Raw genomic sequence first — 25,374 nt, 5'->3', positions numbered from 1 at the left:
CCGCAAAACAGCAAGGTGCCATAGCTCAGTTGGTAGAGCAAAGGACTGAAAATCCTTGTGTCCCCGGTTCGATTCCTGGTGGCACCACTTTGAAAGGCTAAAGAATCTAATTCTTTAGCCTTTTTTTGATGAAAGAGAGTTGGTTTTTAGAAGAATTTTTTTAGGGGATGGTAGTATTGTCTTTTGGATAGGTGTCGCTTTAATAAGTACATGGAAAAAAGTGTATGCCCTCCTCTTTTGTTTTTATGGTAAATTAATGTTTCTCCATTATTGATGTAAAATAGTGGAGTCCCCCTTTTATTTCTGTCAAATATGTTTTAGCACAAGGAATTTATGTCTGAGGTATCTGATAATAACAAACGAATAGCCAAGAATACGCTTTTGTTGTATTTCCGAATGTTTTTGATGATGGCTATCTCACTTTATACCAGTCGAATTGTTTTAAAGACATTGGGCGTAGAAGATTTTGGTATATATAATGTTGTTGGTGGTCTGATAGAGATGTTCGGATTCATAAATGGTTCAATGGCATCGTGTACTCAGCGTTTCTTGACCATTGCAATTGGAAAGAAGGACAGCGTGGAGATCCGGAAGGTTTTCAGCAACAGTATTTTTATTCAGATTGCGGTAGCTGTCATATTCTTGCTCTTGGCTGAAACTGTCGGATTGTGGTTCTTGTACCACAAACTTGTGATTCCAGAATCCAGAATGTTTGCTGCTCACTGGGTATATCAAGCCACGATATTCGCAACAATAATTATGATTATGAGCGTACCGTATAATGCTTACATCATAGCAGAAGAACGAATGTCGGCCTTTGCATATATATCAATAATCGAAGTTGTGCTGAAGTTGCTGATTGTGTTTGTCGTGATGTATTCGGCAATAGATAAGTTGATTTTCTATGCTGTTTTGATATTGTCGGTTCAGCTTCTTGTACGGTTTTGTTACACAAGATATTGCAACAAACATTTTCCTGACGCAAAGGTCGAATTTAAATTCGACAAGCCGCTTTTAAAGGAGATGGTGGGCTTTTCTGTATGGAACATGAATGGAAATCTTGCCCTGTTAGGAGCTACGCAGGGATTGAATTTGCTGTTAAATATGTTCTTTGGTACGGCGGTTAATGCTGCAAGAGGCATTGCGGTTCAGGTGCAGACAAAGGTCTATTCTTTTTGTACAAATTTTGTGATGGCCGTAAGACCTCAGATAACAAAATCTTATGCAACAGGCGATTTTAATAGTCTGCACTCATTGATATTGGCAAGTTCTAAATTCTCTTATTATCTGTTGTTCTTGCTTTCGCTTCCGATATTTTTTAATATCGATTTCATTCTTGATTTGTGGCTTACGGTCGTTCCTGTTTATACGGGCGAGATTGTAATTGTCATGCTTCTAACTTGCATGGTCAGATCGCTTGCACATCCGCTTATTACTGCTGTGCATGCAACTGGTGATATTAGAAAGTTCCAAATCTGGGAGGGGACGGCGATGCTTCTAATCTTGCCAATGGCGTATCTTCTGTTGAAATATTTCCATATCAACCCTGTTCAGGTGATAATGGTTTATCTGTTCACAGAGATTCTGGCTCAGGGCATCAGAGTTTGGATTGTATTACCAATGATAAATATGCTTTATTCTACATATTTAAAAGAGGTTTTAGGTAGAGTGCTATTATCTTCAGTTTGCTCTGTTATTCTGCCTTTCGCGTTGTGTTACCTAAGTGAATCAAAGTCTTTTTCATATAGAATACTTTCTGTTATTATATGTTTATTCTCAGTCCTTGTAAGTACATATTTTATCGGTTGTAATCGTTCAGAAAGAGAGTTTATGCGTGGTAGAATAGCGAAAATCAAAGACAGATTCGTTCATAAATCATAATGAAATACATGCCGGAAATATCTATTATAATCCCTATATATAATGCAGAGAAGTACCTTGTACGTTGTCTTGACAGTATTAAGGCGCAGAATTTCACAGACTGGGAATGTATATTGGTAAATGATGGTTCCACCGATAATAGTGAGGCTTTGTGTGAAAGATATGCTGATGAGGATTCGCGATTTAGGCTAATCAACAAGATTAATGGTGGAGTGAGTTCTGCCAGAAATGTTGGTCTGGACATTGCTGTAGGTACATGGATTGCATTTGTGGATAGCGATGATTTTGTTGATCCCGATTATCTTACAATACCAGAAAGTCTGCGTAATTGTGATATTGTTCAAAAAAGCTACACTATATTAAAAAAGAGTGAGCAGACGGAAATACCTCTGCCTCTTCGTGATGGATGTGTATTGAAAGATAGAGACTCGCTTTGTCGTTTTTTTCTTAATAAACGCAACAATGCATTGTGGGATAAAATTTTTAAGAGAACACTTGTTGGAGATTGTCGCTTTGATACTTCCATATCCATTGGCGAGGATTTTATGTTTCAGACTGTTTTGATGCAAAGGGTCAATCTTTATGGCTTTTCTGAGGTAGGAAAATATATGTACGTAATTAGAGATGGATCTGCTATGACACAGGTTGAAGGTTCAATAACAAATAAATTGTGTGTCATAGAAGAAAACATATATCATATTGATGGTATAATTAGGAACAAGGACTTTATTTATCTGCATGATGGACTGATATACGGAACTTATGTTACATTTCTTTTAAAGAATAGAAGGATTTTAACAGACAGTCAACACGTACTTCTTGCAAACAGGGTAAAGGCATTGAGGTTTTGCTGTCTCAAGTTTCTGGCGTTTGGAAGAAGGAGAAAATTGATTTTCCTTATTTTAAAGTATTATATAGAGAATTTATTAGCATTTATGTTTGGTCGAAAAGGCTACTAAATACTATAGATCAAGAAGTAATGAATATAAAGGAAGTTCACAACTGTTACGGTTGCGGTGTGTGTGCAACCGCATGTGCTCGAAATGTTATTGAGATAAAACTTAATAACGAAGGTTTCTACGAGCCGTATATTTCAGATGAGAGTAAGTGTACAGACTGTGGCCTGTGTACCGAGGTTTGTGCATATCTGCATGACGATTTGTCGTTGAAAGATGTTGGTAGGCAATCGTATGCAGCATGGAGCAACGACAAGTTAGTTCGCAGAAGGTGCTCATCTGGAGGTGTAGGTTTTGAGGTTGGTGCACTTCTTCTTAATCGCGGTTACAAGGTTTGTGGAGTAAGATACAATGCAGACAACAATCGTGCAGAACATTATATAGCATCTGATATAAGAGAACTTGTTCAAAGTGCTGGCAGCAAGTATATTCAGAGTTATACGGTTGATGGTTTCAAGGCAATAAACCGAAAGGAGAAGTATCTGGTTACAGGAACGCCTTGCCAGATAGACTCTTTCCGCCGATATATCCAGAAGTTCCGTTGTGAGGAAAACTTTGTCCTTCTCGATTTTTTCTGTCACGGTGTGCCTTCAATGCATGTTTGGCAGAAATATATAAAGTGGGCAGAAAAGAAGGTTGGCAAGATAACATACGCATCATGGCGTAACAAACGGAATGGCTGGCACGATTCTTGGGCAATGGGCTTAGGCGGAGAAATGCATGGTACTTCTGTTGATTGGCATGATAGTTATAATTTGTTGGTAAAGGGTGAAAGAGGCTTTTTCAACTCACAGATGTCAAAAGGTGACATGTTTTATGGTTTCTTTCTTTCCGACTGTTGCTTGGGAAAACAATGCTACGATAATTGTAAGTACAAGTACAAGAATTCCTCTGCCGATATCCGTATTGGCGACTTGTGGGGCAAGACTTACAAGGACAATAAGGATGGGGTCAGTGCAGTTGTTACTTTTACTCCGAAAGGTAATGAACTGCTGAAACAGTGTAACTGTGAGTTGGTAGAGCATCCGTTTGATGTTGTGGCTGAGTTTCAGATGAAGGCTTGTGCAAAGCGTTCGCGTCATTTTAACGTTGTGCTTAACTCTCTCTTAAATCCGCAGAAGGATATAAAAGATGCCTATAAGTATGTCAAAAGAGATTTTTTAAGAAAGAGATGGAAATGCCGATTCAGAAAAATTCTAAGAATACTAAAAATCAGCAAATGAAAATTTACACAATAACTTGCCACGATGTCTATAATTATGGAGCATCTTTGCAGGCCTATGCATTGCAACATTATCTTGCGTGCCAGAATCATGATGTCGAGATTATAGATTATCTGCCCGAGTATATGGATAAGTCTTACAAGTTAAAGTGGAGCACCTATAATATGCCGGCAGTTTCAAAACTATACAAGTTCAGAGGCAGAATTCCATTTGTGGATACGCTATATAAAATGTCTGAAAGCAGGCGGCAAATTTGCTTTATTTGCAGCAAGTGGGGACGAAAAAAGGCTTTCGACAGTTTTAAGGATAATTTCTTGAGGTTGACTGACAGACATTTTAAGACATTCGGTGAGTTGCAGAATGCAGACTTTAAGGCCGATGTCTTTATTGCTGGAAGCGACCAGATTTGGAATACCTCATTCCAAAACGGGCGCGATGCGTCATTCTTTCTGATGTTTGCCGACGGAAAGCGCATTTCTTATGCTGCAAGTTTCGGGCTGTCCAAGTTAGAGGATATTGATAAGCCGAGGATCAAGGAGCAGTTGGAAAAGTTCAGCAGCATCTCTGTCCGTGAAAAGACTGGCCTTGCAATTTTGGACGATCTTGGAATCAAGAATGCAATTCAAGTTCTTGATCCGGTATTCTTGTTGGATAAAAAGCAGTGGCTTGAGGTTGCATCGCACAAATATGATTTTAAGGACTATCTTCTTGTCTACAATTTAAGTTCACTGAACGCAGAAATCAAGAAATGTGCTCTGGCGGTGGCAAAGGAAAAGAATCTGAAGATTGTCAGTGTAGAGGAATATGCAAAGATAACTTATGCCGATATCAGAATCACTGATGCCGGTCCTTCTGAGTTTGTAGAACTGTTCAGCAAGGCATCGTTCGTTGTAACTAATTCGTTCCATGCCACGGCATTCTCTCTGCTGTTCAATGTTCCGTTTTTCAGCATCATAAAAAATAAAACGGCATCGAGAATAAATGATGTTCTCGAAATGGTTGATTTAAAGGGCAGACTGAATCCTGAAACAGTCTTCGACATCGCTCCAATTTGTTGGACGAAGGTAAACGATTGCTTAAGTAAAAACAGAAACAAGTCTGTCGACTTCTTGGAGAATTCATTGCTTTAAATGGGTAGTCTTATATTCATATTTGAGGCTTGTCTGCATATCTACATATCGGTAATTTTGTTATCGAAAAAAGATAAGCAGACAAAATTCTTGTGGATGTTTGCAGGATTTGCCTTCTTGCACCCCTTTCTTAGTATAAAAATTGTTCCAAACAACAGTTTCTTTTATTGCTTTTTGGTTCTGCTTGATGCGTGGCGGACAAAAAGTTTAAAACAGATTTGGAATGACTATCCATTGAAGGGCATCACTCTTTGTATATTTTTGTTTCATCTGGCTCATCCGCTTTTTTACGACTGGCAAGGTTTCGGACAGTCATTGTATGCTGAAATTCAGGAGTTTCTTCGTACTTTTGCAATAGTGTTTGCAGGCTTTGTTTTGTGTCCTCAAAAGTGGGATTGGGAAAAAGCCATTCACGTTCTTGAACGTATGGCCGTTCTACTAATATTGATAGCGTTTTCCATACAGATATTGCATGAAAACTATATATCTGCGTGTTTTACTCAAAGTGATGTTTTTTATGCGTTTGACCCGGAAGCGGAACGAAGTTTCAGAAATACAGGTACGGTCTTTTCGCCTAATATTTTTGGAATTCAGAATGTTGCTCTTTTTCTGCTGATAAATCATTTTGAGAAAAGGTCGCTTGTAAAGCGTATCTTACTTCCATTGTTGCTGTTGGTTATTTTTTTCACGGCAACACGAGCCCCTTTTGTAATCCTTATAATTTCGCTGGCAGTCTATTATGCTTTGTACAGCAAGACAAAGATGATGAAGATTCTGCTTTATGGCATTCCGATATTCTTCATAGCAATGGATAATCTTCCGGAAACGAGCATGATTGGAAAAGCTGTTAATAGTGTTATCGATATCTTTCTTACTGGCGGACAGAATACGAGCGGAAGTTCCGTAGAGTTGCGCGAATCTCAGTGGGAGGTTGCTGCTGCCATTGGTTCTACAGCGCCGTTTTTTGGACATGGAGTTGGTTTCACCGACAATCTTATAACCGAGACTGGAGTAATAAAGATGGCATATATGGGTGGATTGTTTGGTGCCGAAGGATATCAGTTTTATCTTGCCATAGACTATGGCTTGATATATAGCCTGATGGCCATTTTCTTCTTTTTGTCAATGTTGCATTTTTTCATGAAGGGATATTTTACTCAAAAACGTTCGGAATACGCAATCCTTGGGTTTGTGCTTACGGTTTTCGAAATATTTTTCCTTTTTTCTTCGCGTCCACAAGCTTCCTGGCAGGTAACAATGCTCTTTGCCGGATTGTTTATGAAATTGTTGTGTGATGCAAGGCATAATGCAAATAATAACGAGATTTTTATTCAAGTAGAATGATATGAATATAGCTTTAGCTTGCGATAATAATTTTGCTCCATTCGCAGCCGAGGTGATAGCATCGGTTCTCAGAAATGACAAGAACGTAAGTTTCTTTCTGCTGTCAGACGACCTCGACAAAAATAATTCAGACAAACTGTCGGAGATGACACGCCAGATGGGCGGAAACTTGAAGATTGTTTATGTAGATAAAGGTTTGTTCAAGGATTTTCCAATGCCGGATGCTGGCGAAGGTGTCAGTCATATAAAAATATCGACATACTTCAGATTGTTTCTGCCTCTGCTTTTGCCAAGTACGGTAGAAAAATTGATTTATCTGGACTGCGATATTGTCGTAAGACATAGCCTAAAACCTCTGTTCGATGAGGATATTTCCGACTATTATCTTGGAGCTGTTTATCATACCAACGATGCTCCGATAAACAATGGCTCGTTCGTCAGACTTAACATTCCGCAGTCGCAGGGATACTTTAATGCCGGCGTTCTGCTCATAAATTTGGAGAAATGGCGGCGAGATGGAATCTATGAAAAATGTATGGCCTTTTTGCACACGGATGCTGATAAAATCGTAAACCACGATCAGGATGTACTGAATGTGGTTTGTGGCGGCAAGACGAAGCTTCTGCCATGCACTTGGAACTGTACCAATGGCTTTTTCTATCAGTTTTTTATGTCAAAGGACGACCGCATAGCAAGGATATACAAAGAGAATATTGACGAAACGATAAGCGACCCTGCCGTTGTGCATTTTGCATACAGACCAAAGCCATGGGAGATGATATGTGTTCATCCTTATAGAACGGATTTTATAAAATGTCTGAAAATGACTCCGTATAAGAAGGTGAACTACAAATGGCCTACGCTTTTTGAACTTGTAGAGTATTTCATTAAGCCTCAGTTCTTGGGATATGGAAGATTCAGACGCGGATTACACAAAAACAGTTGAAGTAAAAACATCTACGCAAATAAATAAAAATACATATATTATGTTGAGACATGGCTTCTTGATTTTAGCTCATTCATATCTTGATCATCTTGGCAGGATAATTGATGTATTGTCAAGTCCTAATCATTACTTTTTCATCAATATAGACCGAAAAGATGTTGATGGAGGTAGCTTTATGCAAAAATACGCGAATCGGGAAAATGTATTCTTTCTTACTGGAGATGAACGTATGGAAGTTGCTCATGGTGGCTATACTCTTGTTGAATGTACCATGAGGCTTCTGCGCTTGGCAACGAAAAATGGAATGGACTATTGCCATCTTATAAGCGGTCAGGATTTTCCATGCAGGGGAAATGAGGAATTTGACAAATTCTTCGTTGAGCACAATGGCTATTCTTATATGTATATGGATTCTGAGGAATGCAGAAAAGATTTTATAAAGCATAAATATCCTTCACGGGTAAAACCTTGGTTCTTTAACGATATTCCGAACAGAAATATACATTTGGTAGATTTATTGGTAAGAGGTTTGAATTTTATAAGTAGGCGAATATGGTGGAGAACTGACATTCCCAATTTGTGTGGCGGATGGCAGTGGTTCTCATGGCACAGAACCGTAACAGAATTCGTACTGAATGAAGAGGAGCGTAATCCGTCGTTTTTCAAAAGATTTCATCATACATCATGTAGCGATGAGTTGATATTCTTCACGCTCCTTTATAATTCGATGGAGGAACTGAACATCGTATCGGACAATTCACTAAGATATATAAATTGGAAAAAGGTTGTGCCTGGTCGCAAAGGTAAGCATTCTCCTTTAACCTTAAACGAAGAAGAATATGATGAGATAATTGAAAGTGGTGCCCTTTTCTGTCGAAAAGTTCATCCAGTTATTTCTGAAAAATTGATTACTTTGCTGGAAGAGCGAATGAAAGGACAGAGTTTGTGATGCGAAAAACTGAAATGTGATGAAAAATAAAAAAATTTCGTGGATAACTCCATTATGCTATGTAGATGTTGATTTGCCGATAATAAAGGAGTTGCAGAATGTTTATGATATATATTGGTTTGTCATCTTAAATTCGAAAGACGGAGAAAATACAAAAAAATATATAGAAGAAACACTTGGAGAGAACAAAAGCGTGCATATTTCATATATGTGGCAGATTCATCGGATACGTTCTCTTAAAAATCTTTTCTTTGTCGTTAATTTCATGCTGAAGGCAAGAAAAGTTAAGCCGGATGTATACTATACATCTGAGTACGCTTTGCCATTCGGAGTATTCTTCTATAAATTGATTTTCCCGAAAAAGAAAACCATTGCCGCTTGTCATAACGTTGTAACCCCAAAGGGAGCAAGCAATGAGCGATTTGCTAAGTTCTATACACATATATGGCTTTCTACATTTAAGAATATCCAAACATTTTCGGTAAACCAATATAATGCCCTGGTCGGGAAATATCGCAGGAAGAACGTATTGGTTGCGCATTTGGCACTAAAAGATTATGGAGAGCCGGTTGCAAGGACAAAGAGCGAAAAGATAAGATTTTTGGTCTTTGGAAATATTGTCAGATACAAGCGTATTGACTTGTTGCTGAAGGCTGTCAATATTCTTAATAATAAGGGCATCGACAATTTTGTCGTGAAGATTGCTGGTTCTTGTAACGACTGGGAAGAAAAATATGCTCCACTGATAGAATGTCCAGACAGATATGAATTGGATATCCGAAGAATTCCAAACGAGAACGTGGCTAATTTGTTTGGCGATAGCGACTATTTCGTCATGCCATATCAGGATATAGCCCAAAGCGGAGCAATAACTGTAGCTTTCCGTTATAACCTTCCTGTTCTTTGTTCGGATATCAATCAGTTCGCTGAGTTTGTCATAGACGGAAAAACAGGCTTTCAGTTTAAGAGTCAGGACGAAAATGCCCTTGCTTTGAAGATGGAGTGGATAATAAAGAATCATAATATTGTCTATGACGAAATAAGAAGCAACGAGCAGCAGTTTGTTGACGAGAATTTTTCTTTAAAGTCAATCATAAGCAAGTATAAACATTATATTGATAATCTATGAGTTTGCTCATGTTGGCGGACGAGAGGCATTGTACGGGCTGTTGTGCGTGTGTTGATTCTTGCAGCCATAATGCTCTTTCGGTTTATACTGCTGAAGACGGGCATTTGTATGTGGCTAAGGATAGCAAAAAATGTATATCCTGTCACAAATGCAAGAAAGTGTGCCCGGTGATGAACGGAATAGAATATTCTTCAAATGTCGTAAGTCACTCACAACCGTATTCTGTTATTTGCACAAACGATGATTTGTATGCAAAATCCACATCTGGTGGAGCTTTTGCGGCTATTGCCACCCAGTTCATAAGCGATGGTGGATATGTATGTGGAGCAGTTTTTGATTCAAACTCTGTAAAACATATAGTAAGCAATGACTTGGGCGATATTTCCCGAATGCAGGGCTCTAAGTATCTGCAGAGCTCGCTTGAAGGAGCGTATAAAGAAATATCTTCTTTGCTGAAGCAGGGAAAGAAAGTCTTGTTTTGTGGAATGGGATGTCAAGGGGCTGCAATGTATTCTTACTTTAGCAACAACAAGAATCGCAATCTGTTGTATATTGTTGATATGATATGTGGCGGTGTTCCATCATCTTTTCTGTTAGGAAAGTACTTGGAAAATGAAAGGAGATTCAAGCAAGTCGTAGGTTTCAGAAAAAAAGGTAAATATACCCTTTTATGTAAGAATCAACATGATGAAATTGAGGATTTGTCATATAATAATCTGCCTCTTATGGGCTTCTTTTCTGGGTTGACAAATCGTTACAGTTGCGGAGATTGCCGTTTCTGTGGAGTGGAGCGTCTGTCGGATATCACGATAGGAGATTTATGGGAGGCCGCCAAGACCGAGAAAAAGCAGAAGTCGGTTGCTATTGTTCATACTCCCAAAGGAGACGAATTATTGCAGAATAGGCAGGATATTACAAAGAGAACAACAGATTGGAATTTCATAAGATACAATTATCGTTGTGTTGTAGGCAAAACAATGAATAATTACCGTTTGCAAAGAATCTTGCTGGCATGGAATTTTAAGCATCTGTCATACAAAACACTCTGTGGTATGTATGGATGCAGTTCCAAAAATCCAATCTTCATCTTGCTGAAGGCATATAATTGTATATATAGGAAGATTGTAAATGTTTACATAAAGATAAGGCTGAACAATATCATCAGGCATCTATCTGAAAAATAAATATTGATAAACATGAAAGTAGGCTTATTAACATATTACGGCGACTTGAATTGTGGTACGAGCATGCAGGCGTTTGCCACTCTTCAGGCTTTGCAGAAGGCATATCCAAACGATGAGGTCGAGATAATTCCGTTTCATGGTTTTAAACCGAGAAGAAAGCCTTATAAGACCTATTCGTTGAAAAACATCTTTTACGATATCAAGCGATTTAAGAAATATCGTGATTTTACGGCACAGCAGTTGCAGGTTGCTAATGATATTATTATAAATAATGTTGAGGCTGCTTTGAATTACATAAATTCTCGTCATTATGATGTCATCTATGTCGGAGCCGACACTTTGCTTGAGTTAGATCATGTGCCAAGCGACTATGATGGCATTTCTGCATATTGGCTGAAAAATGTAAATGCAAAGAAAGTACTTATTGCCGCGTCTGCAAAAAATGTTGTCTTTGATAAATTGTCAAAAAAACGGCAAAATGACTTGAAGATAGCAGCCGGCCAATTCGCTCATGTTGGAGTGAGAGATCGCGTTACGATGGCACTTTTCAAGCGTGTACTTGATGATGACAAGAAGATTGAATACATCCCCGATCCGACATTTACTTATCAGATTGACTATTCATATATAGATTCCTATTTAAGCAACAAGGGCGTTTCGATACCAGAAAAATCGGTATTCGTACAGTTCTTCAGCGATGATTATTGGCTTGATGATGTGGCGAAAGACTTGAAGAGGCGAGGCTATACGATGGTAACAAACCGTGGCGTGTCTTGGAGCGACATTGTCCTTATTGATATGTCGCCTTTGGAGCAAGTCGGATTATATAAATATGTGTCTTTTGTTATAACTCATCGTTTCCACGACGGCGTGTTCTGTATGAAGAACCACACTCCTGCGTTGATTTATGTAAAGTCGGGTAAGGAATTTATGACAGAATATGGTGAGAGCAAGCACGTTTCATTGTTAAAGGATTTCGGATTATACCCGCAAGCCTTCTTAGGTGTTTTGGATTCGGAGGAAGGATTGTCTGATGTGTGGCAAAGTTTTCAGGACGTAAAGAATGTATTTGATGAGGAAAGAATAGATGAGATTTTGCGCAAAAACGAGAAAACATATCTGGAATATCTGAATGTAACGACAATCTAGATTCTCTTAAAAATGTTTTATATCCATAATGATATTTCTTCACGGGTACTCTTTTTGGGAGTATCAAAAAAGACAAAAGGCGGAATGACGGCGGTTCTTGTTTCGTATGACAAATATATCGAGAATATGCGATTCATTCCTACATGGAAACTTGGCAGTAAGTTTGTGAAATTGTGTTATGCAGTGCAGGCTTTGGTCAGAACATGGTTGCTACTGAAGTTCGACAAGCGCATAAGTATTGTTCACATTCACGGGGCTGCAAATGCCTCGTTCGACAGATGCCGAATGTTTATCCACATGGCTAAAAAGTACGGAAAAAAGGTAATTCTGCACGAACATGCCGCTGATTTTGTTGAGTATTACGAAGGGGCATCTCACAAGCAGGACATTGTGGCAACTCTTAGGATGTGTGACTGCCTGATTGTCTTGTCACAGTCGTGGAAGGATTTCTTTTCATCAATAGGGATGGAGAAGGATAAGATTCATGTGCTTAACAATATCGTTTCTCCTCCTCAACATTGTTCTTACAAAAAAACAAATGATGGCAGACTCCATCTTTTGTATCTAGGAGAAGTAAGTAATCGTAAGGGAGTTTTTGATTTGTTAAATGCCGTTGCTGATAACAAGGCTTATTTTGCAGATAAACTAATCCTTCGGATTGGAGGCAACGAGGTGGACGGAGACATCAAATCATATATTCGAAAAAATGGCCTGGAGTCTTTTGTGTCGTACGAAGGTTGGATTAAGGGGCAAAGAAAAATCGATTGCCTGAACTGGGAGGATGTATATATTCTACCGTCGTACAACGAAGGGTTGCCTATTGCAATTCTAGAGGCTATGGCATACGGGCATCCTGTTATTTCAACTCCAGTCGGTGGGATTCCAGAGATTGTTAAAAATGACGAGAACGGCATTATTGTACAGCCTGGAGACATAAATGCTATTGCTGGTGCAATAAAGTTTTATGTAGAGAATCAGACTGCAATCAAAAAGCATGGAGAGTGCGCTTATAATGTAGTACAGGCATTTTTCCCTGAAAAAGTATTCCACAACTTGGAGAATATATATAAACAAGTGTTGGCGGACTAAATATAATTTGAACAATAATACTATAATTCTGATGAAGACTGTAAAAATCTTAAATGTTGATATTCAGAATATAACTAGACGGGAACTTTTGGAAAATCTTGAAGAGGGTGTTCTTGTCACTCCGAACATTGATCACATGGTAAAACTTCAGAAAGACAAGGATTTCTACGATGTGTACAAAAAGTCGGAGTGGGTGGTGTGTGACAGCAAGATTCTTGGTCTGTTTAGTCGCTTGCTCAGACGCTCTGTCAGGGAAGTAATCCCTGGTTCTAGTTTCTTCACATCTTATTATATGTATCATAAGGATGATGAGGAGTGTAAGATATTTCTGCTAGGAGCAAAAGAGGGCATTGCTGCCAAGGCAATGGAACGTATCAACAAGAGAGTAGGGAGAGAGATTGTGGTCGGAGCGCATTCTCCTTCATTCGGCTTTGAGAAGAATGAGGAGGAATGCAAGGATTTGGTGCGAATCGTAAACGAGAGTGGTGCTAATGTACTTCTTGTAGGTGTTGGAGCTCCAAAGCAGGAGAAGTGGATAATAAGGTATCGCGACAGTATGCCAAATGTAAAACTCTTCATGGCACTCGGAGCCACTATCGATTTTGAGGCTGGCACTCTGAAACGTGCACCAGAAAGATGGAGAAAATACGCAATGGAGTGGCTTTACCGCTTCTTTAAAGAGCCAAAGCGCTTGTTCCGGCGCTATTTTGTTAGCGACGTTCAGTTTTTGTATTATTTTGGCAAGCAATTGGCTGGCATATATCATGATCCTTTCCGTAAAAAGGAAAAAAGGGTATTCGCTCCGTCTAAGCGCAAGCATTTCTTGCGTCGTATCCGAAAAGGATTTAAACGAAAGTGAATTATTTTTTCTGTTTATGTCACATAAAACAGATTTGTTCACTATCTTTGTAAAATCTTTATTTTATGAAAATGTTGCAGAAAAACAATGGATAAACATAGATTAGCAATAGTTGTACCATGCTATAAGGAAGAACTTGTGCTTCACGAAACCACCTCGCGCCTTACACAAGTGCTGGATGCTTTGGTTAAGGACGAACTCGTTTCGGCAAACAGTTACATTCTGTATGTAAACGACGGAAGTACCGACAATACATGGAACATTATCAGCGAGTTGCACGAGTCGAACAAGTATGTAAACGGAGTTAATCTGGCAGGAAACGTCGGTCATCAGAATGCCCTCGTTGCCGGTCTGTCGAGTGCCGTTGAAAACTGCGACATGGCAATCTCTATCGATGCTGACCTTCAGGATGATGTGAATGCCATCCGCGAGATGGTTGTGAAGTATTATGACGGCTGCGACATCGTTTACGGCGTTCGTCAGAGCAGAAAGACAGATACATGGTTCAAGCGCACTACGGCGTTGGGCTTCTATTCTGTAATGAAGTCAATGGGTGTGAAATCGGTCTACAACCATGCCGACTACCGTCTGATGAGCCAGAGAGCATTACGGCAGCTTTTGCTTTACAGAGAGCGCAATCTTTTCCTTCGCGGAATGGTTCCAACCATCGGTTACAAGACCGATTGCGTTTATTACGACAGGGCAGAGCGCTTTGCCGGCGAGAGCAAGTATCCGCTCAAGAAAATGATAAGCTTTGCCTTCGACGGCATCACCAGTTTCTCTGTCAAGCCAGTTCATTTTGTGCTGTATTTTGGAATTATATTCTTGATTATAGCATTTGGCATTTTTTGTTTTGTGATGTATTCACTGTTCATGGGACATGTAGTGCAGGGCTGGACATCTCTGATGCTTTCTATATGGTTCTGCTCGGGCAGTATTCTCCTTGGATTGGGAATAGTGGGCGAGTATATCGGCAAGATTTATGTCGAAGTTAAGGATCGTCCAAGATTTAATATCGAACGTATTCTTATGCATGACAAATAATATTTTTGTGTCATAAGCAAAAAATTGCTTATGACACAAAAACGAGTAAGTTCTTTTTTTTTGAATATTGAATAAATTTTCCAATCTTGCCTTGTGGTAAAAGTTAGGAGTTTTTTTTGTTTTTGTCATTTTTTCTCTGTATTTTTGCATAATAAGAATAACTAGAGGTGATGTTTTTTTATTATGTCGCTTTTTATAAGTACGTGAAAAGAACATACTTCCCTTATTTTGATATTATTGTTCCCATCGTATAAGTTGATACTTTGGTGTCCCCTTTGTGTATATGTGTGGTTGTGGATGGCTATAATGTAAAACTTTAATTTGATACTCTAATTACTGTCAAACATGAGAGCTATTTTAACTTAAATCAATAATTTTATTTTTAGATTATTCGAATTAATACTTATTAGACAATATATAATATTCATTGTCTAAAAAATATAATTTCAGATGGTTCAATTTATTCAAGGATTTTGGGTATTGCTAATTGTTTTCTTCCTACTCTTTAAATTTAGGATAGGTCTGGCATTCTATTTAGCATACCTTATTTTAGTTCCTTATATGAACATTAATTTTTTGGGTTTCAATTTCCAATGGAATTTGATAAATACACTGCTGCTTTTATGTTTCATTTATACGTTTAAGACTAAAAAATACACAATTGATTATACTCCATTTTTACCTTTTATTATATATTTTTCTGTGTCTTTGTTACTGATGTTGTTTCAGACAGATACGCCGTTTAGTTTTGAAATTAGCACGTGGCGAAAAAAAATTTTTATAACACAACTTTTTCCTTTTATTCTGTGGAATCAGATAAAAGTTGATTATAAGTCTTTTTTCTTATACAAGAAAGTATTATTGATTTGTATTTCTTTGGTCGTTTTGTATGGCTTATTATTAGCCGCTATTCCTGGAAATAACCCATATATTGGTCTAATTTCGATAGCAAATGGTTCGACGTTTGATGATGAATATGCGTTAGCTGATGGTGGTGGACGCTTATTTGGAAGAATATCTTCTGTTTTTACTCACCCTATGAGATTTGGCTTCTTTTTAGGGGTAGCAATGATATATGTATATAATCTCTATATAAAGTACACAGGCACTGACAAAATGAAGTTTTTTTTGTTATCGCTTATTTTACTTATTGGAGTCAGTTTTGTAACATGTGGAATCCGTTCTGTTTTAGGTGGTTTTTTTGTTACTTTTATTTTTTATTTATTGCAAGTTCGTCAATTCAAAAAAATTTTTTTATCGATAGTATTCTTTTTGATTTTATGGTTAATAATAAAAAGTATTCCTGATTTGATGGGCTATTTTTCTTCAATGGTGAGTTATGAAAGTTCAAGTTCTGAAGTGCGTGGCTCGTCTATTGAACAAAGAATGCAACAGTTGAATGGGTGCTTTGATGAGGTGAAAAATTGTTTTATTCAAGGTAAGGGATTTGAATGGCATAAGTATGATTTTTATGTAAGGGGATATCATCCTGTAATTTTATGTTTTGAAAGCTTAATTTTTATAATATTGTGTGATAGTGGCTTGTTGGGCTTTTTTTTATGGGCCTATATGGCATTTATTTTGTTTCGTTATAATAAAAAAATTTGTGGAAATATAACTCAAAGAAGTGTTTTAAATGCTTTATTCGTTTTTTACATTTCATATTCTTGTGTGACAGGAGAATGTGGTTTCCTAATAAATTTTATGATATTTTATGTAATGATGATTGGGGAGATTTATACAAATAAGCAAACTCTTTTTCCTTAAGTTAGCCTTGGGGAAATGTCTATAATTGTAGTTGAATATTTTTAATAGCATGAAGTAAGATAAATCGTTACATGATACGAAATACAAAGCAAATAGCAAAAAATACACTATTCCTATACATTAGGTCTATTGTGGTAATGTTTATTGGTGTATATACGAGTCGTGTTGTATTGCAGACTCTTGGTGTTGATGATTATGGTGTTTATAATGTTATCGGTGGCTTTGTCACGATGTTTTCAATCCTTAGTTCTTCGCTTGTTCATGCAAGTCAGAGGTTTATTTCTTATGAGATGGGGAAGGAACATCCTCAAATGGAAAGATTGTTTTGTGGCACAGTATCTATTCATTTATTGTTTGCTTTTTTTGTTTTTATTCTATTCGAAACAATAGGTCTTTGGTTTCTAAATACTCGGTTAAATATAAATCCTGAAAGAATTGTGGCTGCAAATTGGGTATTCCAGTGTAGCGTTCTTGTCTTTTGTGTTAACCTTATTAGTATTCCTTATAATGCTACTATTATTGCTCATGAAAGAATGAATGTGTTTGCGTATATTAGTATTTATGAGGTGATTGCTAAACTTGCGGTTGTGTCATTATTACCTGTCATCGGTTTTGATAAACTGATTGTTTATGCAATATTGATGCTAATGATAGCTGTGTCTTTACGTTTGATATATGGCATATATTGTTCACGTAATTTTGAAGAATGTAAATTTCACTTTGTTTATGATAAGCCTTTGTTTAAAGATTTGTTGAGCTTTTCTGGTTGGAACTTTATAGGGAGCACAGCAGCAATACTGAGTACTCATGGTATAAATATTTTAATTAATATATTCTTCGGAGTTGCACTAAATGCAGCACGTGGTCTTGCTGAGCAGGTAAACCAAGCTGTTAATTCGTTTATTACGAATTTTATGACGGCTATGAATCCTCAAATAACAAAGAGTTATTCTGCTGGTGATTTAGAGTATATGAACAAACTAATGGCAAGAGGGGCAAAATATGCGGCTCTTTTATATTGGTTTATAGTTCTTACGTTTTTTGTCGAATCTGAAAATATTCTGGGAATATGGCTTGTTGAGGTTCCGCCTTTTTTGCCGCTTTTCTTGAGGCTTACAATCATTTATTCAATTTTTCAGGCATTATCACACACTCTTTATATAGGAATGTTGGCCTCTGGTAATATTAAAATATATCAGATAGTGATGGGAAGTATCTATTTCTGTTGCTTCGCGTTGTGTTATGTACTTTTTAAGATAGGTTTAGGACCCGAATTTGGCTATATTACTACTATATTGGCTGTTGTTATAGCGTTGTTTGTACGTTTACATTTATTAAAAAATATTATACCCGCTTTCTCTCCTAAATATTTTTTCAAAGAATCTGTAATGAGATCATTTGTTGTTATAATACTGTCAGTTGGATTAGTATTTTTGTTCAAATATAATGTTCCAATCGAAAATCGCTATTTTGAGTTGTTGACAATTTTATTGCTTTCAATGACTGTTGTGGTCGTGTTAGCATTGACATTGGCATTTCAAGAAACAGAAAGAACCTTTTTGTTTAATCGTGTCAAGGGATTTTTCAAACGTGAATAGGGATAGGAAATTTCAGAAAAAATATACTTTCACTGTGATGTAAACAGTTCTAAACGTTTGATGTTTTGTGTATCTAATATTTGTAGACTTTGATATAGGTGAGGAACGAATGTTAGATTGAAGAATTATTGTAAACGACAAGAATAGATCCTAAGAATATTTGAATAATTCACATTGATTATCAGCAAAAAATATAAGTGGTATTTGTCATAAAATACTTTTTATGAAACGCTAGTTTTTGTGATAGCCACCTTATTAGGTGGGGAGATGGCGAGAAGATTTAACCTTGAATAGATTGCCTGCGCAAGTCCTAAGTTATTGATAATAGTGAAGAGCGAGTAGCCTGACTTATCCCAAGAGATCTGAAGGACAGAAAATGCGGTTACTTGGATATTTATAGCTGAAATATGGATTTAAAACAAAATAAAGTTTTAGGTTATTATATAGGGTATGCGAGTGAGCAGAATTTGCGTTATAAGGCGAGTTCTGGTGGAATAGGTACTGCTTTACAAAAGTATCTTTTATCACTTGATGATTTTGGTACTAGTGTTACGTTCGTATTTAATAGCAATAAATGTATGTATGAGCCAAAAATGATTTATACATCTGATGATATCAATGTATGTGGAAGTATATATCAAGATGTTGACATTTTTGAGTTTGTAAAAGATAATATAAATAATATTCGTTCGGGAATAGTTGTTACTTGTCCTCCATGTCAGGTATCTGCGTTGAAGCAGTTGTTTAAAAAAAATGGCATACAAGCATTTATAATTTCGTTTTGTTGCTCAGGTCAGACAACCATTGAGGGAACATGGCGTTATTATGAGTTCTTGGGAATAAAGAAGGAAGATGTGGCGAATATGCAGTACCGGGGGAATGGATGGCCCAGTGGTATTCAGATATGGTTGAAAAATGGAAATTTTATTTATCGTGACAATTATACTGAGCCATGGAGTATTATTCACAAGTCTGGTTTATATCGTCCGAAGCGCTGTTATTATTGTAAATTAGATACAAGCTATAAGGCTGATATTTCAATTGCAGACCCTTGGTTGAAGAATTATAAATTGAACGATAAGATCGGTAATACTTTATTTCTTATTAATACTGAGCAAGGAATGGATGTTATATCAAAGATGCAGGAATTAAATCTAATAGACTGCATTAAATCTGATTATAATTCATATTACAATGCTCAGAAGAATAATATTGAAAAAGTAAAAAGAAATTCTGGCCAGCAGGCGTTTTTGAACAATATTACAAGGCTTGTATCTTGTGGACTTTATGTCAGTTTGTTTTCGAAAACTTTGTGGTTGATGAAACTTCATGTTTGGATAAAACGTGGTCTTTTTGTTGTTTCTTCAAAAAAGAATTTTAAAGACTATATTTTAAGGACTAACAAATAAAATCAATATAAATATAGAAGTTGGGTATTATGAAAAAATATATAAATATATCTGGATTCAATATACGTTCGGCAAATAGAGGTAATGCTGCGTTGACTTATGGAACTGTATCATTTTTGGAGAATAAAGGTTTGCTGAAAGACGGTATGGAGATTATACGCTATCATTCTTTCAATAATCCTTTCAAATTAAAAAATTTGTTGACTCAATCAGAAATAGTAACTATAAACGGCAAGCAGTATGTGCATAAGGAAATACCTATCTTCTCTTTAGAGAAAATGCTCATTAAAAAGTTTGGGATTATTTTGCCTTTCACTCCATTTGGACGTACTGTTAATAAAATAGCTTTGGAAGCTGCAGATTATGGTGGCGATGGCTTTTCTGATATCTACGGGGATGAAACTTTTTTAGAAAGAATGCGTCAGACCTTTCTACTCTCAAAGGCAAATGTTCCGCTTGTGATGCTTCCACAAACCATAGGCCCGTTCAAGAAGAAGCAGAACTATGATTTGGCCGTAAAAATAATGCGTTATGCCAGGGAAGTGTATGTTCGTGATGAAAAGTTCATTCCAGAACTCGAAAAGTTGGGGATTAAATATACATTGACAAAGGATATATCATTTTTTATGAAGCCTGAGCCTTGGGATATTGAGATTAAAGAAAAGGCTGTCGGACTGAATGTCAGTGGTCTTGCATATGGCAATAGATTTAAAGGACTAGAAGGACAGTTTGATTCATATCCAAAGCTGGTTTCTGAGATAATTGAGAATTTCAGAAAGAAAGGATGTACTATATATCTAATACCACATTCATATACATACAACAAACCTAATGATAATGACGACATGTTAGCTTGTCGCGAGGCTTATGCGCGTTTGTCTGACAAGTCGAATGTTGTGCTTGTTGATAAGGATATGACATCTCCACAGGTTAAGTATGTTATAAGTCGTATGACATTTTTCATTGGTGCTCGTATGCATGCAAATTTTGCTGCAATATACACAGGTGTTCCGGTTTTTGGAACAGCATATAGCTATAAGTTTGAAGGTGCTTTTAATGCTAATGGATTAAACGGCAAGGAGCAGACGGAAATGATAAATAATCTGAAAAATGAAGACATCGATGCTTATGTCAGGAAGATTGATTCTGTGTATGCGAAATATTGCGAGTAATAATTATAATAATAAAATCAAATAATTGTAAGAACTAATAAATGGAACAGAATAAACCAAAAGTTATAGCATATTATTTGCCTCAGTATTATCCATTCCCAGAAAATAATGAATGGTGGGGAAAAGGATTTACAGAATGGACAAATGTAGGAAAAACTCGTCCATTGTTCAAGGGACACTATCAGCCGAAAGTGCCTGCTGATTTAGGTTATTACGATCTTCGATTGCCAGAAGTTGCCGAGCAGCAGGCTGAGTTGGCTAAGCGTGCTGGTGTTTATGGTTTCTGTTATTGGCATTATTGGTTTGGCAACGGAAAGGAGTTGCTGGATATGCCTTTCAAACGTGCATTGGAGACAGGCAAGCCTGATTTTCCTTTTTGTTTAGGATGGGCAGCCGAGGGATGGATGGCAAAGACCTGGAATAAGGATAGCAACTCTGGAAGATGGCTTATTCAGCAGGAATTTCCAGGAGAAGATGACAACTTGAATCATTTCAATCAGTATCTGAAGGCATTCAAAGACCCAAGATATATCAAGGTCGATGGACGTCCATTTTTCCTACTTTATGGCTTGAAAAATTTCCCTGACATACAAGGTTTTATGGATCAGTGGAATCGTTTGATAAAAGAAGCAGGAGTTGCAGATTCTTTTTATTTTGTTGGCTTGGCAAAAAATATGGATGAGTTAAATGCTTGTCCTGGAAAGTTTGATGCCACTTCTGTGAATAATTTGTATATATCTTCTTATTTTTATAAGGGAACTTATATGAAAGGCTATCGTTTCATAGAGCGTATTATCGGAAAATTACGTAAGCGTCCTATCATGATAGATTATCGCGAAGTTGTGGATAAGATTTGGTACGATGATTGTGAGCGTGAGGATTTTATTCCAACTATAATTCCTAATTGGGATCATACGCCAAGAAGCGGCTACAATGGAACGATGTTTTACAATACCACTCCAGAGTTGTGGGATGAGATGTGTAAAAAGGTTGTTGGAAACACGCTTAAAAAGAACAACAAATTCATCATGTTGAAGTCTTGGAATGAGTGGGGAGAAGGTAACTATATGGAACCGGATTTGAAGTACGGTACTAAATATATTGATATTTTGGCTAAATACACAAAGTAGTTGTCATAATATTGACAAAATATAACGTTTGAAGATAATAATTGATATACATATGAGCAATCCAATATTAACCATTGGTATTCCTACATATAAAAGGCCAGAGCAAATACAGCAAACTGTAAGAATTCTTCTTCCGCAGTTGACTGATGAAATTGCGCTGGTTGTATATGATAACTGTAGTCCTGTTCCGGTTTCTTCATTGTTTACGGACGAAGAAAAAAAACATTTTACAATAAAACAGAACAAAGCCAACATTGGTGGTGATGCTAATATTGCTGGCGTATTATATAATTGCGATACCAAATGGTGCTGGACGTTAGGTGATGATGATTATATTAGAGAAGATGCTGTTGAGGTAGTTTTAGCACACATTAAGAAATATCCAGATTTTGCATTCTTCAAGTTCAATTCTCCATATGTTCAAGAAACACATGGGTTTATGGATGTTGCAAAATTGTGTAAGCGTAGAAAAATCTTTTCGGTATACAGTAGATTAACGTTTATGTCAACAAGTATTTATAATATGGAAAAGATGCACGATTATCTTTTCTATTACTATAGATACCTTTCTACTAAGAATGGACAGAACATTTTCTTGCTGAAATATTTGGAGGCAAATGACGATGCTGTTTGTCTCTTTACGGAAACTTCTATCGTAGATTTAAAGCCTTCATCGGTAATTCCTGCTTGGAGTTATGAAGATCTTATAGTATCTTGTCCTTTGTTGTTTTATGCATTTAAGGAGAAGAGAAAACAAATGAATGGAACACTTTTCGTTGGAATAACATTTGGATATTTTCATGGAATATTCTTTTCTAACCTAAGTTTATTTAAGGGATTAAAGTGGTTCTTTTATGTGGTAAGAAACTATGGTGTGGTAAACACAATACGTTATCATGGCATATTGTTGACAATGTATATATTATCTTTGTTTGTTCCGAAAAAACTGGTTGAAAAGGTTAAGGCATATAGGCGAAACAAAAAGGGATGATATGAATGTAAACTATACCTATAGCAATAAATTGTGTACAGGTTGTGGCATATGCGAGGACGTTTGTCTTAAATCAGCCATAACCATCAAGCGTATAGATGGAGAGTACAAGCCAGTAATAGACGAAAGTTTGTGTTTGGGTGATAAATGTAGTAGGTGTCTGAAGGTATGTCCGGGAGTAGGGTGTGACTTAACACAGCGGGCGAAGGATTTATTTGTTGAGGAATCGGTAAAAGAAGATAAATATATAGGACGCTATGTCGGACTGCATACAGGGTGTAGTCTTGACGAAGATATTCGATATCATTCGGCAAGTGGTGGTATGGTTAGTCAGTTCCTGATATTTTTATTGGAGAATAAGATTATAGATGGTGCTGTTGTAACCGGGTTTGACAAAGACAAAATTACGCCATACTCTTATATAGCAAAGACTCGTGAAGATGTTATTGCTGCGCGCAGTTCCAAGTATTGTCCAGTAGCACTCAATAAAATCGGAAACGAAATCATCAAGGCCGAAGGAAACAGATACGTAATAGTTGGTGTTCCTTGCCATATCCAAGGCTTGAGAAAACGCGCATCAATAGATCGTAAATTCCGTGAAAAGATTGTCGGATATTTTGCAATATATTGTTCTTCGGGAAGAAATTTTTATTCTCAAGATTATATTTTCAAACACTATGGTGTTGACAGAGAGAATATAAATAATTTCCAGTACCGCGATAACGGTTGCCTTGGATATTTAACAATAGATACTGTTGATGGTTCTTCTGAAAAGCATGTCAAAGTGCCGTTTACAACATTCTACGGACCACTGTTGCGTAGTTTCTTCAAACCGCATCGTTGTTTGTCATGTATCGACCATTATGGCGAACTTGGAGATGTGTGCTTTGGTGACATTCATATAAAGCCTTATTCTGATGATAAAATTGGAATAAGTTCTTGGATTACAAGAAGTGAATATTGGGAAAATTTATTCAGAACGGCTGCTGACGAAGGATATATAAAAATGGATGAGCTGGATGCACATACGCTCAACGAAAGCCAGAAGGTCATGTTGTATCCAAAGAAACGAAAAGCTGCAGTTGTGGTTGTGATGGATAAAATGATAGGCAGGAAAACTCCTGTTTATGATAAAGAATTTGAAAAACCAATGTTAAAAGATTATATTGCAGTTTTAGTGTGTCATGCACAAAGATTCATTGGCAGACACAAGAAAATCTGGTGGGCTTTGGAAATAATAAATAAAGGAAAGTAATTTGGATATGATTGGTTTGTGTATAAAATGTGAAAATGCTAATTACGGTAGTAAGTTGCAGGCACTGGCAACTATACGTATGACTGAAAATTTGGGTCATGAGTGTAGGGTGATTCATTATGGAAGAGCAGGTCTGTGGTTCAAAATAAAATCTTTGCCTAAATTTTTTCTTTGTTCCAGTTTTCGCCAGGATTTGATTGAGAACTGGAGTCGTAACAGGATTTACAAGAAACATCCGAAATGGACTCCTCTTTTGAAGCTGCGTAGTGATATTTTCAAAAAATATGATGAAAATCATTTTGACAGATACGATGTCTATGGAGCCTATTTCAAGGATATTCAAAATATTGCGAAGAAATTCGACGCTGTTATGACATGCAGCGATCAGTTGTGGTCGCCATCGGGATATGGAACAGATTTTTACAACTTGATGTTCGTTCCTGATAATGTGCGCAAGGTTTCATTCGCATCAAGTTTTGGAGTTGACAATATACCTTCTTATCAGAAGAAGGGGACAGCTCGGTATATCAACAGAATAGAATATGTCAGTTGTCGTGAAAACCGAGGCGCAGAGATTGTAAAAGAACTGACCGGTAGAGACGTTCCTGTTTTGATGGATCCTGTGTTCGGTTTTGACAAGGAACAATGGGCTGAAATGGTCCCAGTTGAAAAGATATATGACGAACCTTATATATTCTGTTATTTCCTGGGAGCCAACAGCAGTCATCGTGAGGCTGTAAAGAAATTTGCAAAGCAGAAGAATATGAAGGTCGTATTTCTGAAATTCTTGGATCAGTACGTTGAGTGTGATGAAGATTTCGGTGATATAACTCCTTTTGATGTCGATCCGAATAAATTTCTTAATATTATTCGTGGGGCAGAATACATTGTTACAGACTCTTTCCACGGATGTGCGTTTAGCATTATAAATCAGAAAAAATTTGTTATACTAAACCGCTATTCTTCATCATCTGGTGCGTCAAAGAATTCACGTATTGATACTGTTTGTGGAAACTTAGGACTTCAGAAAAGACGAGTTAATGCAGACTCGGACATTGCCGCTATTATCGACGAGCCTATAGCATGGACTGATGTGTATGAGAAGTTGGATGTGTACAGAAACAGAATGTGGAACTATCTGAAAGAAGCGTTGAACACAAAGTAACAGA

General features: G+C 37.0%; 21 protein-coding genes, 1 tRNA gene and 1 pseudogene. All 23 read left to right on the top strand.

What is annotated here, in order from left to right; translation table 11 throughout:
* Positions 1–14: 14 nt before the first annotated feature.
* A tRNA-Phe gene (locus T538_RS0101400) sits at positions 15–87 on the top strand.
* A gap of 246 nt (positions 88–333) precedes the next feature.
* A complete protein-coding gene (locus T538_RS0101395) occupies positions 334–1,881 on the top strand; it encodes a lipopolysaccharide biosynthesis protein (RefSeq protein ID WP_031535426.1) in 1,548 nt (515 codons plus the stop codon).
* A complete protein-coding gene (locus T538_RS17485) occupies positions 1,881–2,840 on the top strand; it encodes a glycosyltransferase family 2 protein (protein ID WP_051655792.1) in 960 nt (319 codons plus the stop codon). The genes T538_RS0101395 and T538_RS17485 overlap by 1 nt, the downstream gene beginning before the upstream one ends.
* A gap of 20 nt (positions 2,841–2,860) precedes the next feature.
* Positions 2,861–4,060, top strand: a complete 1,200-nt coding sequence (locus T538_RS0101385; protein ID WP_031535422.1) for a Coenzyme F420 hydrogenase/dehydrogenase, beta subunit C-terminal domain — start codon at positions 2,861–2,863, stop codon at positions 4,058–4,060.
* Positions 4,057–5,190, top strand: a complete 1,134-nt coding sequence (locus T538_RS0101380) for a polysaccharide pyruvyl transferase family protein (protein ID WP_031535421.1) — start codon at positions 4,057–4,059, stop codon at positions 5,188–5,190. The genes T538_RS0101385 and T538_RS0101380 overlap by 4 nt, the downstream gene beginning before the upstream one ends.
* A gap of 96 nt (positions 5,191–5,286) precedes the next feature.
* The gene (locus tag T538_RS0101375; protein WP_155992937.1) at positions 5,287–6,534 is read left to right on the top strand and encodes an O-antigen ligase family protein; all 1,248 of its coding nucleotides are present in this window, start codon (positions 5,287–5,289) and stop codon (positions 6,532–6,534) included.
* 1 nt (position 6,535) lies between these two features.
* A complete protein-coding gene (locus T538_RS0101370; protein ID WP_031535419.1) occupies positions 6,536–7,480 on the top strand; it encodes a glycosyltransferase family 8 protein in 945 nt (314 codons plus the stop codon).
* Positions 7,443–8,429 (top strand): beta-1,6-N-acetylglucosaminyltransferase, encoded by a 987-nt coding sequence (locus T538_RS0101365; protein ID WP_031540737.1) that lies wholly within the window; start codon positions 7,443–7,445, stop codon positions 8,427–8,429. The genes T538_RS0101370 and T538_RS0101365 overlap by 38 nt, the downstream gene beginning before the upstream one ends.
* A 19-nt stretch (positions 8,430–8,448) precedes the next feature.
* Positions 8,449–9,558 carry a glycosyltransferase gene (locus tag T538_RS0101360; RefSeq protein WP_031535417.1) on the top strand — a complete coding sequence of 370 codons (1,110 nt, stop codon included), beginning with the start codon at positions 8,449–8,451 and terminating at the stop codon, positions 9,556–9,558.
* Positions 9,555–9,716 (top strand): annotated as a pseudogene (locus T538_RS19185) (4Fe-4S binding protein); the annotation flags it as partial. The gene T538_RS0101360 and the pseudogene T538_RS19185, both read left to right, overlap by 4 nt.
* Positions 9,717–9,728: 12 nt before the next feature.
* Positions 9,729–10,742: a Coenzyme F420 hydrogenase/dehydrogenase, beta subunit C-terminal domain gene (locus T538_RS0101355; RefSeq protein ID WP_231497047.1), complete on the top strand. Its 1,014-nt coding sequence runs from the start codon at positions 9,729–9,731 to the stop codon at positions 10,740–10,742.
* Between the two features lie 12 nt (positions 10,743–10,754).
* A complete protein-coding gene (locus T538_RS0101350) occupies positions 10,755–11,891 on the top strand; it encodes a polysaccharide pyruvyl transferase family protein (protein WP_031535415.1) in 1,137 nt (378 codons plus the stop codon).
* 12 nt (positions 11,892–11,903) lie between these two features.
* Positions 11,904–12,980, top strand: a complete 1,077-nt coding sequence (locus T538_RS0101345; RefSeq protein WP_031535414.1) for a glycosyltransferase family 4 protein — start codon at positions 11,904–11,906, stop codon at positions 12,978–12,980.
* A gap of 31 nt (positions 12,981–13,011) precedes the next feature.
* Positions 13,012–13,839, top strand: a complete 828-nt coding sequence (locus T538_RS0101340; RefSeq protein ID WP_081835040.1) for a WecB/TagA/CpsF family glycosyltransferase — start codon at positions 13,012–13,014, stop codon at positions 13,837–13,839.
* A gap of 87 nt (positions 13,840–13,926) precedes the next feature.
* A complete protein-coding gene (locus T538_RS0101335; RefSeq protein ID WP_031535410.1) occupies positions 13,927–14,883 on the top strand; it encodes a glycosyltransferase family 2 protein in 957 nt (318 codons plus the stop codon).
* 450 nt (positions 14,884–15,333) lie between these two features.
* Complete coding sequence (locus T538_RS0101330) at positions 15,334–16,650, top strand: hypothetical protein (RefSeq protein ID WP_051655790.1); 1,317 nt, start codon at positions 15,334–15,336, stop codon at positions 16,648–16,650.
* Between the two features lie 137 nt (positions 16,651–16,787).
* A complete protein-coding gene (locus tag T538_RS0101325; RefSeq protein ID WP_155992935.1) occupies positions 16,788–18,248 on the top strand; it encodes an MATE family efflux transporter in 1,461 nt (486 codons plus the stop codon).
* Positions 18,249–18,655: 407 nt separating this feature from the next.
* Positions 18,656–19,657, top strand: a complete 1,002-nt coding sequence (locus T538_RS0101320; RefSeq protein ID WP_051655789.1) for a Coenzyme F420 hydrogenase/dehydrogenase, beta subunit C-terminal domain — start codon at positions 18,656–18,658, stop codon at positions 19,655–19,657.
* 29 nt (positions 19,658–19,686) lie between these two features.
* Entirely contained in the window at positions 19,687–20,829 is a 1,143-nt protein-coding gene (locus tag T538_RS0101315) for a polysaccharide pyruvyl transferase family protein (RefSeq protein WP_031535402.1), read from the top strand.
* 41 nt (positions 20,830–20,870) lie between these two features.
* On the top strand, positions 20,871–21,959 hold the full coding sequence (locus T538_RS0101310) for a glycosyltransferase WbsX family protein (protein ID WP_031535400.1): 1,089 nt from the start codon (positions 20,871–20,873) through the stop codon (positions 21,957–21,959).
* A 28-nt stretch (positions 21,960–21,987) separates the two neighbouring features.
* Positions 21,988–22,950 carry a glycosyltransferase family 2 protein gene (locus T538_RS0101305; RefSeq protein WP_155992933.1) on the top strand — a complete coding sequence of 321 codons (963 nt, stop codon included), beginning with the start codon at positions 21,988–21,990 and terminating at the stop codon, positions 22,948–22,950.
* Between the two features lies 1 nt (position 22,951).
* The gene (locus T538_RS0101300) at positions 22,952–24,205 is read left to right on the top strand and encodes a Coenzyme F420 hydrogenase/dehydrogenase, beta subunit C-terminal domain (RefSeq protein WP_031535397.1); all 1,254 of its coding nucleotides are present in this window, start codon (positions 22,952–22,954) and stop codon (positions 24,203–24,205) included.
* Positions 24,206–24,212: 7 nt separating this feature from the next.
* Positions 24,213–25,370 (top strand): polysaccharide pyruvyl transferase family protein, encoded by a 1,158-nt coding sequence (locus tag T538_RS0101295; protein ID WP_031535395.1) that lies wholly within the window; start codon positions 24,213–24,215, stop codon positions 25,368–25,370.
* The last annotated feature ends 4 nt before the right edge of the window (positions 25,371–25,374 follow it).

Origin of the sequence: Bacteroides sp. Ga6A2, from assembly GCF_000702225.1 — a bacterium.
Lineage (GTDB): Bacteria > Bacteroidota > Bacteroidia > Bacteroidales > Bacteroidaceae > Ga6A1.
This window is presented reverse-complemented; position numbering and strand designations above follow the sequence as displayed.

Bases quoted from the DNA above. Each gene is read 5' to 3' on its own strand.
- T538_RS0101395 (WP_031535426.1), top strand. From the start codon at position 334: ATGTCTGAGGTATCTGATAATAACAAACGAATAGCCAAGAATACGCTT.
- T538_RS17485 (WP_051655792.1), top strand. From the start codon at position 1,881: ATGAAATACATGCCGGAAATATCTATTATAATCCCTATATATAATGCA.
- T538_RS0101385 (WP_031535422.1), top strand. From the start codon at position 2,861: ATGAATATAAAGGAAGTTCACAACTGTTACGGTTGCGGTGTGTGTGCA.
- T538_RS0101380 (WP_031535421.1), top strand. From the start codon at position 4,057: ATGAAAATTTACACAATAACTTGCCACGATGTCTATAATTATGGAGCA.
- T538_RS0101375 (WP_155992937.1), top strand. From the start codon at position 5,287: ATGTTTGCAGGATTTGCCTTCTTGCACCCCTTTCTTAGTATAAAAATT.
- T538_RS0101370 (WP_031535419.1), top strand. From the start codon at position 6,536: ATGAATATAGCTTTAGCTTGCGATAATAATTTTGCTCCATTCGCAGCC.
- T538_RS0101365 (WP_031540737.1), top strand. From the start codon at position 7,443: ATGGAAGATTCAGACGCGGATTACACAAAAACAGTTGAAGTAAAAACA.
- T538_RS0101360 (WP_031535417.1), top strand. From the start codon at position 8,449: ATGAAAAATAAAAAAATTTCGTGGATAACTCCATTATGCTATGTAGAT.
- T538_RS0101355 (WP_231497047.1), top strand. From the start codon at position 9,729: ATGAACGGAATAGAATATTCTTCAAATGTCGTAAGTCACTCACAACCG.
- T538_RS0101350 (WP_031535415.1), top strand. From the start codon at position 10,755: ATGAAAGTAGGCTTATTAACATATTACGGCGACTTGAATTGTGGTACG.
- T538_RS0101345 (WP_031535414.1), top strand. From the start codon at position 11,904: ATGTTTTATATCCATAATGATATTTCTTCACGGGTACTCTTTTTGGGA.
- T538_RS0101340 (WP_081835040.1), top strand. From the start codon at position 13,012: ATGAAGACTGTAAAAATCTTAAATGTTGATATTCAGAATATAACTAGA.
- T538_RS0101335 (WP_031535410.1), top strand. From the start codon at position 13,927: ATGGATAAACATAGATTAGCAATAGTTGTACCATGCTATAAGGAAGAA.
- T538_RS0101330 (WP_051655790.1), top strand. From the start codon at position 15,334: ATGGTTCAATTTATTCAAGGATTTTGGGTATTGCTAATTGTTTTCTTC.
- T538_RS0101325 (WP_155992935.1), top strand. From the start codon at position 16,788: ATGTTTATTGGTGTATATACGAGTCGTGTTGTATTGCAGACTCTTGGT.
- T538_RS0101320 (WP_051655789.1), top strand. From the start codon at position 18,656: ATGGATTTAAAACAAAATAAAGTTTTAGGTTATTATATAGGGTATGCG.
- T538_RS0101315 (WP_031535402.1), top strand. From the start codon at position 19,687: ATGAAAAAATATATAAATATATCTGGATTCAATATACGTTCGGCAAAT.
- T538_RS0101310 (WP_031535400.1), top strand. From the start codon at position 20,871: ATGGAACAGAATAAACCAAAAGTTATAGCATATTATTTGCCTCAGTAT.
- T538_RS0101300 (WP_031535397.1), top strand. From the start codon at position 22,952: ATGAATGTAAACTATACCTATAGCAATAAATTGTGTACAGGTTGTGGC.
- T538_RS0101295 (WP_031535395.1), top strand. From the start codon at position 24,213: ATGATTGGTTTGTGTATAAAATGTGAAAATGCTAATTACGGTAGTAAG.